9 protein-coding genes and 1 tRNA gene are annotated in these 13,162 nt (G+C 40.1%); 8 read left to right on the top strand and 2 right to left on the bottom strand.

Going from position 1 to position 13,162, the window contains the following annotated elements; genetic code table 11:
- Positions 1-186: 186 nt before the first annotated feature.
- Positions 187-260 (top strand) — tRNA-Arg (locus NST12_RS11795).
- 519 nt (positions 261-779) lie between these two features.
- On the opposite strand, the gene NST12_RS11790 is transcribed toward NST12_RS11795, so the two are convergent.
- On the bottom strand, positions 780-1,349 hold the full coding sequence (locus NST12_RS11790; protein ID WP_327824263.1) for a manganese efflux pump MntP: 570 nt from the start codon (positions 1,347-1,349) through the stop codon (positions 780-782).
- Between the two features lie 504 nt (positions 1,350-1,853).
- On the opposite strand from NST12_RS11790, the gene NST12_RS11785 reads away from it, so the two are divergent.
- From NST12_RS11785 to yihA, 6 genes are all read left to right on the top strand, one after another.
- Positions 1,854-2,879 (top strand): tetratricopeptide repeat protein, encoded by a 1,026-nt coding sequence (locus NST12_RS11785; RefSeq protein WP_341030049.1) that lies wholly within the window; start codon positions 1,854-1,856, stop codon positions 2,877-2,879.
- Positions 2,880-3,033: 154 nt separating this feature from the next.
- A complete protein-coding gene (tig, locus tag NST12_RS11780; RefSeq protein WP_048623784.1) occupies positions 3,034-4,320 on the top strand; it encodes a trigger factor in 1,287 nt (428 codons plus the stop codon).
- Between the two features lie 262 nt (positions 4,321-4,582).
- Positions 4,583-5,854 carry an ATP-dependent protease ATP-binding subunit ClpX gene (gene clpX, locus NST12_RS11775; protein WP_003355551.1) on the top strand — a complete coding sequence of 424 codons (1,272 nt, stop codon included), beginning with the start codon at positions 4,583-4,585 and terminating at the stop codon, positions 5,852-5,854.
- A gap of 215 nt (positions 5,855-6,069) precedes the next feature.
- Complete coding sequence (gene lonB / locus NST12_RS11770; RefSeq protein ID WP_341101325.1) at positions 6,070-7,731, top strand: ATP-dependent protease LonB; 1,662 nt, start codon at positions 6,070-6,072, stop codon at positions 7,729-7,731.
- A 346-nt stretch (positions 7,732-8,077) separates the two neighbouring features.
- Positions 8,078-10,402: an endopeptidase La gene (lon, locus tag NST12_RS11765; RefSeq protein WP_048623782.1), complete on the top strand. Its 2,325-nt coding sequence runs from the start codon at positions 8,078-8,080 to the stop codon at positions 10,400-10,402.
- Positions 10,399-10,983 carry a ribosome biogenesis GTP-binding protein YihA/YsxC gene (gene yihA / locus NST12_RS11760; RefSeq protein ID WP_003355547.1) on the top strand — a complete coding sequence of 195 codons (585 nt, stop codon included), beginning with the start codon at positions 10,399-10,401 and terminating at the stop codon, positions 10,981-10,983. The genes lon and yihA overlap by 4 nt, the downstream gene beginning before the upstream one ends.
- A 96-nt stretch (positions 10,984-11,079) precedes the next feature.
- Here yihA and NST12_RS11755 read toward each other — a convergent pair whose 3' ends face one another.
- Complete coding sequence (locus NST12_RS11755; RefSeq protein ID WP_003355546.1) at positions 11,080-11,565, bottom strand: LiaI-LiaF-like domain-containing protein; 486 nt, start codon at positions 11,563-11,565, stop codon at positions 11,080-11,082.
- A 247-nt stretch (positions 11,566-11,812) separates the two neighbouring features.
- Between NST12_RS11755 and hemA the strand changes: the two genes are divergently transcribed.
- Positions 11,813-13,153 carry a glutamyl-tRNA reductase gene (gene hemA, locus NST12_RS11750; protein ID WP_048623781.1) on the top strand — a complete coding sequence of 447 codons (1,341 nt, stop codon included), beginning with the start codon at positions 11,813-11,815 and terminating at the stop codon, positions 13,151-13,153.
- Positions 13,154-13,162: the final 9 nt, after the last annotated feature.

Genomic DNA, 13,162 nt, shown 5'->3' with positions numbered 1-13,162 from the left:
TAGAGAAGAACAAACGGGCAATGGTTTTGCCTTTTGTTCTTCTTTATCTGAAAAAATAATCGAATGTTCTTTTTCAACTTTTTATAAAAGCGGGAAAAAATTTTTTCGGTTTGTATAAAAAAACAATTGACATTTATTTTTGATGTTAATATAATTAAAAATGTCCTTGATGAAATTGAAAAAAATGTCCCAGTAGCTCAGCTGGATAGAGCAGCGGCCTTCTAAGCCGTCGGTCGGGAGTTCGAATCTCTCCTGGGACGCTTCTAAGTTAATTTTGAATAAGATAATTTTTTTATGGGCTCATAAACGTTGATTTATCAACGTTTATGAGCTTTTTTCTTTTTTTGAGAATATGATAAGAAAAGAAAAAAAACGAAACCATTTTACACATTTTTTACACATACATTCTTCTAAATATATCGGAACTTAATTTCTCATCACGCTGCCTTAATTCTTTTTGTAGTATGAATATGTGTTCATTGTTGTTTCTAAATCCGTGTGGAACGCCAGAAAGCAGTATTGACATTTACATAAGCGTTAAAATAAGGCTAGATACTGTCGGAGACAGTAAACGTCTTCCATTGTGAACGTTAGACGGCAGGAAGCGTATCCGTTTGACGGAAACCGACTAAAAAGGCAGGCTGTTCACAATGAAGAAGCGTTTTTTTATGCGGGGAAAACAGCAAAGAATAAAGAAGCAACCAAATAAAAGTGAATGTAGGACAGTTCGTTTGAATAATTGATTCGAGCAAAATCGGAAGTGAAGTGATGCGGCATGATTACAAAATTTGATAAACTGCCACCAAGATAAAAAGAAGCCCGGAAACAAGAGATGAGTATTTACCTAATAGTTTGGAGATCGTTCCCTTTCCGATTTTATTACCAAGCCAAATCGTGATAATCCCCCATATGGTGATACTGATCACTGTAGGCCAGATAAATAAATGATTGGAAATGGCCGCTCCAAAACCAGTGATAATATTTGAAAAGGAAAGAGTGAATCCGAGAAAGATGCCTTGACGGATTCCAAGATTTTGAATCTTTATATGTTGTTTTTTACCGAAAATCAATTGATGACCGTATTCACTATAAACAATAAATAGGCCAATGCTACATAAGACACTGAATGAAACCCACGCAGCCTCCTCCGAAGAAATATATCTTGCAATAAACGATCCTAAATATACACCAATGAGCGCAGTGACAAACCCAATCAAGTTGACAATGAAATTAAGCCAAAAAGGAAATCGAATATTTTTTAGACCATACGCTATTCCCACACTCGTGTTATCCAAATTAGAACTAATTCCGATGAGATTGATAATTATAAAAAGTTTGAACCAATCCAAATTATGATCCCTCTCTTTTCGAAATGTCATTTCTCCGTAAGTATAGGTATATGAACATATATCGTTTTCAAGGCTAGTCTTATCCTATGATGAAAAGATGAAATGATATAGGACAAACACAGAGGGTCATTAATGTCATATATAAAATTAGACTTTTGATTGGCGTTGGACAAACACTGTTGACTTCACGCCATTTTTCGGTTTGATAAAATATATGAATTTATATAAAATCATATCCGAAAGAAAAGCGCAGCTGGCAGGCATTAAGAAAAAAAGGTCGGTCATATTCGAAGTAAAATCATTATCGGCATGAACAACGCGAAAGAAAGTGGCCGATTCACAAGAAAAGTATAATAAATAGCTTTTGTTGATAAAAGTCAGCTTTAGTCGAATGTGCCGGGGAAAACTTGCCAAAGTGATCGTGAAAACGATTTCTTTTGTTTTTTCTGCGTTTCCGTGCTAAACTTATGGCAACTCCATTTGAAAAAGGCGGTTCATATAAGAATGGGCAGAAGAAAGAAAAATCTCCAAAGATTTGATAATGTTGTTGTATTGCCTGGTACACGGGAAAGATTGGTTGAAAAGGGAATCCAAGCTTTGCAGGAAAAAAATTATGAAGAAGCTTCTGATTTTCTTATAAAGGCTTTGCATTTTTCCGAGGATCCCGGTGACGATGAGATTCAAATGGCCTTGTTGCTTGCCCTTTATGAATGTGGTCAATATGATGAGGCGAAAGAATTGTGCGAAGAAATGCTTCAAGCGGGAAACGGCGATTATTACGATGTAATGGATTTATACATATCAATTCTCTTTCAAATGAAGGAATATCAGCGAGCTTACATTACGCTATCTGCTCTCTGTGAGGAAAACCAAATTCCTTCCGATAAAAAAGAGCATTTTGAGAAACTTTTGCAAATAAGCCGGAAAATGGCTTCTACTTCGGCGAAAAATGAATATCAATCTGACTTTGACCGTGCACCTAAATTGTTTTACGAGGATGAATCAATTGAGCAGCAAACGTTAAAAGCGGCGGAGCTAGTTCAACGAAATATTGCTCCGTATCTAGACGAATTGATTGATATCATCGGGGATGCACATTCCCATCCATTTTTGAAAACTCTTCTCCTCAATATAATGAGGGAGAAGGGAGTGGATAAAGAAATTTTCGTTCGAAAGCTTCATTTTTCAAAACGATTGATCCCAAATCAGTTGGAAGAAGTTTTTCAAATGACCTATTACAAACAAGTTTTAACCAAATTAGAGGAAGCCGTTTCTCAATCTAATCCCGTATTGTTTTCCCAATTAACAGAATTGGTGAATCGCCACTTTTTTCTTCTTTATCCATTCGAACCTGAGTTCAGCGTGGACACTTGGGCTGCCTGTACGCTCCAATTGGCTTGTGAATATTACGGGGAAGCGGAAGAAGCAGAAATTCTATGTCCGCAGCTCTTCTCTCATGACGATGCTGATCGAGAAAAATGCATGGCTTATTTGAAAGAGTTAGATGAATTTTCTGCTCCCGTCTCTTAGCTTTTTATTGAAAGACTTAGTTCGTATGTTATAATGTAATGGTTATAATATGTACTTTTCTGCTTGGCTTTCTTTTTGTACACTAAAAGTACGAAATTGATAAATGATTCATTTTTCAACTATCAACTTATAGATTTGTTGTGGAGGGAATTGTATGTCAGTGAAATGGGAAAAACTAGAAGGAAACCAAGGTGTCCTTACTGTAACGGTGGATGCCGACAAAGTGAATGAGGGATTGGACTATGCCTTCAAAAAAGTCGTCAAAACGATTAATGTCCCTGGTTTCCGCAAAGGAAAAATACCGCGTCCTTTGTTTGAAAAACGATTCGGAGTAGAATCGCTTTACCAAGACGCGCTCGATTATATCTTGCCGGAAGCTTATGCAAAAGCGGTGGAAGAATCCGGAATTGAACCGGTTGATCGTCCGGAAATCGACATCGAACAACTGGAAAAAGGAAAAGAGTTAATTTTTAAAGCAACTGTCACAGTTAAACCGGAAGTAAAACTCGGCGAGTATAAAAACTTAGAAGTGGAAAAAGTAGATACAGAAGTAACAGACGAAGATGTTGAAAATGAATTAAAAGCATTGCAAGAACGCTATGCTGAACTTGTCGTAAAAGAAGACGGCAAAGCAGAAGAAGGAGATACGGTTGTTATTGATTTCGAAGGGTTTGTTGACGGCGAGCCGTTTGAAGGCGGTAAAGCGGAAAATTATTCGCTTGAACTAGGTTCCGGCTCTTTCATTCCTGGCTTTGAAGATCAATTAATCGGAACGAAAGCAGGGGATGAAAAAGATGTGGAAGTCACATTCCCTGAAGAATACCATGCTGAAGAGCTTGCTGGAAAACCTGCCGTGTTTAAAGTGAAAGTTCATGAAGTAAAAGCGAAAGTATTACCTGAGCTTGATGATGAATTTGCAAAAGATGCGGATGAAGAAGCAGAAACGTTGGAAGATTTGAAAGCAAAAATTAAAGACCGTTTGAAACATCAAAAAGAACATGAAGCGGAACATGCTTTGCAAGATGCAGTGGTTGAAAAAGCAACAGCAAATGCAGAAATCGATATTCCTGAAGTCATGATCGAAAATGAAATCGATCGGATGATGCAAGAGTTTTCTCAAAACCTTTCCGCTCAAGGAATGAACCTTGAATTGTATTATCAATTCTCCGGTCAATCGGAAGAAGATCTTCGCAATCAAATGAAAGAAAATGCTGAAACTCGTGTTCGGACAAGCTTGACGCTTGAAGCCATTGCGAAAGCAGAAAATATCGAAGCCAGCGAAGAAGACGTAGAAAAAGAATTGCAAAGAATGGCCGATCAATTTAACCTATCAGTAGAAGACATTAAGAAAGCACTCGGCGATCTGGAAAACTTAAAAGCAGATTTAAGAATCAATAAAGCAGTTGAATTTCTTGTGGAAAATGCAAAAGTTGTTGCATAATAGTAGTAAAACGGTATAAAAACAAGGCGCGGGTTATACGTGCCTTGTTTTATACACCAATACATAAAATATTTTTAAAATATTTTGGTAATGAGCTCGGCATATTGCACATTATATATAACACTAAGCTTTTTATTTCGTGTCTTGTGTAAAATGTGTTAAAATGCTGTACATAACTCTTTGAGGGCTTTGAAACAACGGAACGTGGCAAAGCGAAGACTCGGCAATAATTGGTTTAAGAAGAATTGAGGGGTGAAGTAAATTGTTTAAATTCAGTGATGAGAAAGGACAACTGAAATGTTCTTTCTGTGGCAAAACACAAGACCAGGTCCGTAAGCTGGTCGCCGGACCTGGTGTTTATATATGTGATGAATGCATCGAATTGTGTACGGAAATTGTGGAAGAAGAATTGGGAACCGAGGAAGAAGTAGAGTTTAAGGATGTGCCGAAGCCGCGTGAAATCCGTGAAATTCTCGATGAATACGTCATTGGGCAAGACCAAGCGAAGAAATCTTTGGCTGTTGCTGTCTATAACCACTATAAGCGGATCAACTCCAACAGTAAAGTCGACGATGTAGAACTGGCAAAGAGTAATATTTGTTTAATCGGTCCTACTGGGAGCGGCAAGACTTTGTTAGCGCAAACATTAGCGCGCATCTTAAATGTTCCTTTTGCGATTGCCGATGCGACTTCTCTTACGGAAGCAGGGTATGTCGGAGAAGATGTAGAAAATATTCTTTTGAAACTGATTCAAGCCGCCGACTATGATGTAGAAAAAGCGGAAAAAGGAATTATTTATATTGATGAGATCGATAAAGTCGCCAGAAAATCGGAAAATCCGTCCATCACCAGGGATGTTTCCGGTGAAGGAGTTCAACAGGCTTTGTTAAAGATTTTGGAAGGAACAGTGGCAAGTGTTCCGCCTCAAGGAGGAAGAAAACATCCTCATCAAGAATTTATCCAAATTGATACGACCAATATTTTGTTTATTTGCGGCGGGGCCTTTGACGGCATTGAACAAATTATCAAACGCCGTCTCGGTCAAAAAGTGATCGGTTTCGGATCGGATCCGACGAAAGGAGAAATCGAAGAAAAAGATCTGCTTTCCAAAGTGGTTCCGGAAGATTTGCTGAAGTTCGGATTAATTCCTGAATTCATCGGCCGTTTACCGGTTATCGCAAGTCTGGAACCTCTTGACGAAGAAGCGTTAATTCAAATTTTGACGAAGCCGAAAAATGCGCTCGTCAAACAATATCAAAAAATGATGGAACTTGATCATGTTGAATTAGAATTTGAACAAGAAGCACTTGTTGAAATCGCAAAAAAAGCAATCGAAAGAAAAACGGGTGCACGTGGATTGCGTTCCATCATCGAAAGCATTATGCTGGATGTAATGTTCGATTTGCCTTCAAGAGAAGATATTTCAAAGTGTATCATAACAAAAGATACCGTTTTAAATAACAGCATGCCAAAGTTAATCGGGACGGACGGAAGAATTATTCAAGAAACAGAAGAACGAAAAACGTCTGCATAACGAAGGAGCCGATATGTTCGGCTCCTTTTTCCCCTATTTATGTGAAAAAGATAAACTTTACCGCTTCACTTGATCAAACCTGTTATCTGTTCGACGATTGAACCGTGAAAACGGTGAAAATGGTCGGCGCCAGGTGCTTTTGATTTATGTTTATTCCCCTCGTGTCCAGGAGATACTAGCCGTATATCGATGGTTAATCAGGAGGGGGATATAGTATGAATTGGACAGGTATTGCATTAATGATTCAAATGTTTTTTGGTGTCGTCATAGGGCTGTATTTTTGGAATTTGTTGAAAAATCAACGCACCCAAAAAATATCCATTGACCGTGAATCAAGAAAGGAAATGGAACAGCTTCGGAAAATGCGGTCGATTTCCTTAACGGAGCCTTTGTCGGAAAGAGTCAGGCCTACTTCTTTTTCTGATATCATCGGACAAGAAGATGGTATAAAAGCTTTAAAGGCAGCGATATGCGGCCCCAATCCTCAACATGTCATTATTTATGGTCCTCCCGGGGTCGGAAAAACAGCGGCGGCCCGTTTGGTGTTGGAAGAAGCGAAAAAAAACCCGAAAACGCCATTTTCTCCATCGGCCGTATTTGTGGAGATGGATGCGACTACTGCCCGGTTTGATGAACGGGGAATAGCTGATCCGCTTATAGGGTCTGTGCATGATCCCATTTATCAAGGAGCCGGAGCCATGGGACAAGCAGGCATTCCCCAACCGAAACAAGGAGCTGTAACCAACGCTCACGGCGGCGTCCTTTTTATAGATGAAATCGGTGAGTTGCATCCTATTCAAATGAATAAATTGTTAAAAGTGTTGGAGGACAGGAAAGTTTTTTTGGAAAGCGCCTATTATAATGAAGAGAATACACAAATTCCTGCCCATATCCATGATATTTTTAAAAATGGCTTGCCTGCGGACTTTCGATTAATCGGAGCGACAACCAGAACGCCTGAGGAAATACCGCCGGCGATTCGTTCTCGCTGCATGGAAGTGTTTTTTCGAGGATTAGAACAAGATGAGATCATCCAAGTAGCCAAAAAAGCTGCAGAAAAGGTCAAAATGAGCATGAGCGACAGTGGATTGAAAATTTTGAGCTCTTATGCACGAAACGGCCGTGAAGCCGTTAACATTGTTCAAATTGCAGCCGGCTTGGCGATAACGGAAGGCAGGAGAGCCATTAAGGATAAGGATATCCAATGGATCGTGCAGTCTAGCCAAATGACGCCCCGTTATGAACAGAAAATTAAAGATCATTCTGCAGTCGGCATTGTGAATGGTTTGGCTGTAATAGGATCGAACAGCGGAGCTTTGTTGGAAATTGAAGTGGCTGTCATCCCGGCAGACAAAAAAGGGACGCTGACGATTACTGGCATTGTCGAAGAAGAAAGTATAGGCGGCCAAGGAAAATCCATACGGCGAAAAAGCATGGCAAGAGGCTCGATTGAAACTGTACTCACGGTTTTACGATCAATGGGTGTGCCTTGCCATCAATATGACATTCATGTGAATTTTCCAGGCGGAATTCCGGTGGATGGACCGTCCGCAGGAATTGCCATAGCCACCGGTATTTATTCCGCTATTTACAAGATGCCCGTTTCTCATAAGATTGCTATGACTGGAGAGATCAGCGTCCACGGGACAGTAAAGCCAATTGGAGGCGTTATGCCGAAAATAAGGGCTGCCAAACTGGCGGGTGTCGAGAAAGTGCTTATTCCGAAAGCGAACATGCAGGAAATCATCAAAGAATTCGATGGTATTACGATTATTCCTGTGGAACATATTCGCGAAGTCATTGAACAGGCGATTGAAAAGAAAGCGGATGCAGAAGGAACGATTACGCATTGGCATAATAACCAGGAAATGCTCTGAATTTGTTAGGTCGTTCGTATGGCCTTCTGAAAACGGCTTAGCTTTTGGAATACAATCGAATATCCGTACTTATGTGATGATGTAATGGCAGGATCTGTGTTCTTTTTGTTTGAATTTCTATAAATGGAGCGGGGAAGTCTGCTTGCATGAAGAAAGAAACATCCGTTTTCGGCAAGCGATCATAGAAAAGCATCATTCAGTTTCAAGACCTCCAAAGGGTTCCATTGGATTTTTCTGATTCAGCTGCATTTGATCAGAAGAATTCCAAATGGACAGGTGTTTATAAATAAGTTAGAATTGTACAAAGATCATACGAAAGTAACATAGAGATTACGGAGGTGCCAATATGAGTGAACAAACGGTCTATTCCATCCCCCTCCTTCCGTTAAGAGGATTATTGGTTTATCCTACAATGGTTTTGCATTTGGATGTTGGCCGCGAGCGTTCGATTGAAGCGCTGGAGCGTGCCTTGATGGATAATCATTTGATTTTTTTAACGACCCAAAAAGATATGAATATAGATAATCCCTCTGAAGAGGACTTATATAGGATAGGAACGTTGACAAAAGTCAAGCAAATGTTAAAGCTTCCGAACGGAACGATCCGCGTGCTTGTGGAAGGTCTTCGACGGGGCAGAATTAAAGAGTTTTATCATGAAGAAAAGTATTTTCACGTCGTCGTTGAAACCTTTGAAGAAGAAAAAATGAAAGATATCGAAACACAAGCTTTGATGCGAACGCTGCTGGATTCTTTTGAACAGTACATAAAGATGTCGAAAAAAATTACCGCTGAAACGTTCACGACCGTTTCGGACATTGAAGAACCGGGAAGGCTTGCTGATATAATCGCTTCCCATTTGCCGATTAAAATCCATCAAAAACAAGAAATATTGGAAACAGTGGCGATCAAGGAACGGCTGCAAAAATTAATCGACATTCTCCATAACGAAAAAGAAATATTAAATCTTGAGAAAAAAATTGGACAGCGCGTAAAGCAATCTATGGAACGCACCCAAAAAGAATATTATTTGCGGGAACAAATGAAAGCTATTCAAAAAGAGTTGGGCGACAAAGAAGGGAAAACCGGAGAAGTCGAAGAGCTTACGAAACGAATTGAAGATGCCGGAATGCCTGAACATGTAAAAGAAACAGCCATGAAAGAACTCGGCCGCTATGAAAGCATTCCGACCAGTTCGGCGGAAAGCGCAGTGATCAGAAATTATCTAGAATGGCTGATTACGATTCCTTGGTCCAAAGCAACCAAAGATGACTTAAACATAAAAAAGGCCGAACGTATATTAAACAGGGATCATTACGGCTTAGAAAAAGTAAAAGAACGGGTTTTAGAATACTTAGCTGTCCGAAAACTGACACGATCCGTTAAGGGGCCGATATTATGCCTTGTAGGACCGCCGGGTGTAGGAAAAACAAGTCTCGCTCGTTCCATCGCAGAGTCGCTTAATCGTAAATTTGTCCGCGTCTCCTTAGGCGGTGTACGGGATGAATCTGAAATTCGCGGGCATCGCCGAACTTATGTGGGGGCCATGCCGGGACGAATTATAAGAGGGATGCAAAAAGCGGGGACAATCAATCCGGTATTTCTGCTGGATGAAATTGACAAGATGTCGAGCGATTTTCGCGGCGATCCATCCGCGGCCATGCTCGAAGTACTCGATCCGGAACAAAATCATGCATTCAGCGATCATTTTATTGAAGAACCATATGATTTGTCGAACGTGATGTTTATTGCGACAGCGAATGATTTATCAACGATTCCAGGACCATTGAGAGACCGTATGGAAATTATCAGCATTCCTGGTTATACGGAATTGGAAAAGATTCATATTGCAAAAGACCATCTTCTTCCTAAACAATTGAAAGAAAACGGATTGAAGAAGGGACAGCTGCAAATTCGAAACGATGCCATTCAAGACATTGTTCGCTATTATACAAGAGAAGCGGGTGTTCGCGGACTTGAACGTCAGTTGGCGGCCATATGCCGGAAAACGGCAAAAATGATTGTAGCCGGAGAGAAAAGGCGTGTGATCGTGACAGAAAATAATCTGGAAGAATTTTTAGGGAAAAAGATATTCCGTTATGGATCAGCGGAAAAAGTGGATCAGATTGGCGTAGCCAACGGACTAGCCTACACCCCTGTTGGTGGCGATACACTGCAAATCGAGGTTTCTTTGGCGCCGGGAAAAGGAAAGCTAGTTTTAACAGGAAAACTAGGAGATGTGATGAAAGAGTCGGCCCAAGCTGCTTTTAGCTATGTCCGCTCCAATGCGAAAGAACTGGGCATTGAAGAAGATTTCCATGAAAAATATGATATTCACATACACGTACCGGAAGGCGCCGTTCCAAAAGACGGACCTTCGGCAGGAATTACGATGGCAACTGCTCTTGTTTCTGCATTGACGAATCGCCCCGTTCATAAAGAAGTTGGAATGACGGGAGAAATAACGCTTCGTGGCAGAGTACTCCCGATTGGCGGACTGAAAGAAAAATCGTTGGGAGCTCATAGAGCGGGATTAAAAACGATTATCGTTCCTCAAGAAAACGAAAAAGATTTGGATGATATTCCGACAAGCATTCGGAAAGATTTGCATTTTGTGCTTGTTTCTCAAATGGATGAAGTGCTAAAAACGGCGTTGGCGGGTGATAACCAATGAACGTTCATGAAGCCGAATTAGTGATCAGTGCTGTCAAGCCCGAACAATATCCGAAAGAGGATCTTCCGGAATTTGCGCTTGCGGGTCGTTCAAATGTGGGGAAATCCTCTTTTATTAACAAAATGGTCAATCGCAAAAGTTTAGCCAGAACATCATCCAATCCGGGAAAAACACAAACGCTTAATTTTTATCGAATCGAAAACAAGCTTTATTTTGTGGATGTTCCGGGCTACGGATATGCAAGGGTTTCCAAAAAAGAGAGAGAAGCATGGGGGCAAATGATTGAAACTTATTTGACGACGAGAAAACAATTGAAATTGGTGTTGCTTTTAGTGGATTTGCGCCACCCACCGACAAATGATGATGTAATGATGTACGATTTTTTAAAATACTATGATATCCCATGCATGGTCATTGCCACAAAGGCGGACAAAATTCCAAGAGGAAAATGGCAGAAACATGTGAAGCAGGTCAAACAGACATTGAAATTCGATCCGGCTGATGAAATCATCATTTTTTCTTCGGAGACCGGAGAAGGAAAAGATAAGACTTGGAATCTTCTTGAAGCCTATTTGCGTTAATTCGGAGTCGTTATGAGCGGCGTCTTGCGATTTTAGCATTGCTGTGTTTCTGTTTAAAGGTTTCAAAATGTCAATAAGGAGGCATGCATTGCCTCCTTATTTTCGTTTTACAAATAATAAGTAAGCTCCTACTAGAATGAGCAGTATTGGCCAAAAATGCCATAAATCTTCTTGCCCGCTCCTCAGCAATCCAAGCCAAGCAATGACATTTTGATAAAAGAGCGACAATAGGGCAAGAATGAAAAATAACATACTGTATAGGAAGCCCTCTTTTGTTTTTTGAGATTGAAGAAAGAAACCGATGGCGATGATCAAAACAAAAATTCCGATCTGATCAGGCCAATTTGGAAACTGACGAACAAGATGAAAATGGATGCCAAAACCTGTCAAAATAACGCCAGGCAGAATAAACTGATAGTCTTGTCCGCCATAAGCTTGAAAAAGAAAAGCCAATCCAACAATTAAGAGAATGGTCGGCCAAGTAAAAAAGCCATCGAATAATAGGATATTGGATTTTTGCAGATAAAAATAAGCTCCAAATCCCATTAAAATGATCCCTGGGAAAAAACGCTGTTGTTTCATTCGTAAATCCATTCCTTTCGAAAAGGTCAATGATTTGATTCTTTCGGGATAGTTTGGTATTGTAAACTTGAAATTAAAAATAAATATAATATGATAATTATTTTAAAAATGGATGTCTTTCCATTTAGCCATTTTAAGGGTAAAACTAATATCTATGTTACCATATGTTCATAATTTTTTGATTCAGTAATTTTTGAACATGGTATAATAAAAATAGTATTGATTTTTGGGGGTGTCACTGTCGGCCATGCATATCATAGTAGCAGGACTTCACTATAAAACGGCCCCAGTCGAAATAAGAGAACGGCTTACTTTTGACGCAAATGATCTGGATGAAGCGCTTCGTACGCTGAAAAATAAAAAAAGCATTCTGGAAAGCGTCATTCTTTCTACTTGCAACCGGACGGAGATTTATGCGGTCGTAGATCAAATTCATACTGGACGCTATTATATAAAGGAATTCCTTTCCGAATGGTTTCATATCGAAATGGATGAATTCGCGCCGTTTCTCTTTGTTTATGAAGAAGCGGACGCGGTTGAACATCTTTTTAAAGTAACGTGCGGTTTAGATTCTATGATTGTCGGGGAAACGCAGATTCTCGGACAGGTACGCGATAGTTTTCTGCAAGCACAGCGTTCTGAAGCGACTGGAACGATTTTTAATCAATTATTTAAACAAGCGGTTACATTGGCTAAAAAAGCTCATTCTAAAACAGAAATTGGAGCGAATGCCGTTTCCGTCAGTTATGCCGCCGTGGAACTGGCGAAAAAAATATTTGGAAACTTAAACGGCAAACATGTATTAATTCTCGGTGCGGGAAAGATGGGGGAATTGGCCCTTAAAAATCTGCAAGGAAGCGGAGCGACGAAAGTAACGGTCATCAACCGTACGTTCGAAAAAGCTGCCTCGTTAGCGGAGCGATTTTCGGGGACGGCGAAAGAACTGCGGGAATTGCAATGTGCTCTTTTAGAAGCGGATATCCTCATCAGTTCAACCGGATCAAATGACTTTGTTATTTCAAAGGATATGATGTCCGGAGTCGTTAATTTGAGAAAAGGACGGCCTCTCTTCATGGTCGATATAGCGGTTCCGCGGGATATCGATCCGGAAATTCATGAGCTTGAAAATGTCTTTTTGTATGATATTGATGATTTGGAAGGCATTGTAGAAGCGAATATGGCAGAACGGAAAAAAGCAGCTGAAAAAATCATGATCATGATAGAAGAAGAAATTTCGGAATTTCATGAGTGGCTGAATATGCTTGGTGTGGTGCCTGTTATTGCGGCGCTTCGGAAAAAGGCGCTTGCCATACAAGCAGAAACGATGAAAAGCTTGGATAGAAAGCTACCCGATTTGACCGACCGTGAACGGAAGATTATTAATAAACATACAAAAAGCATTATTAACCAGTTGTTAAAAGATCCAATCCTGCAAGCGAAAGAATTGGCAGGACAAAAGGGCGCAAAAGAGAAATTGGAGTTTTTTACAAAAATCTTTAATATTGAGGAACAAGTGATAGCAGAAAATCAGCAGAAAGCAGAAGACGTAAAAACGGGGGCCATCGTGGCTTCTTCTTATCAAGTGTAAGGGGTTCAT

Source organism: Bacillus sp. FSL W8-1127, from assembly GCF_038006725.1.
GTDB lineage: Bacteria > Bacillota > Bacilli > Bacillales > DSM-4216 > Bacillus_O > Bacillus_O smithii.
This window is presented reverse-complemented; position numbering and strand designations above follow the sequence as displayed.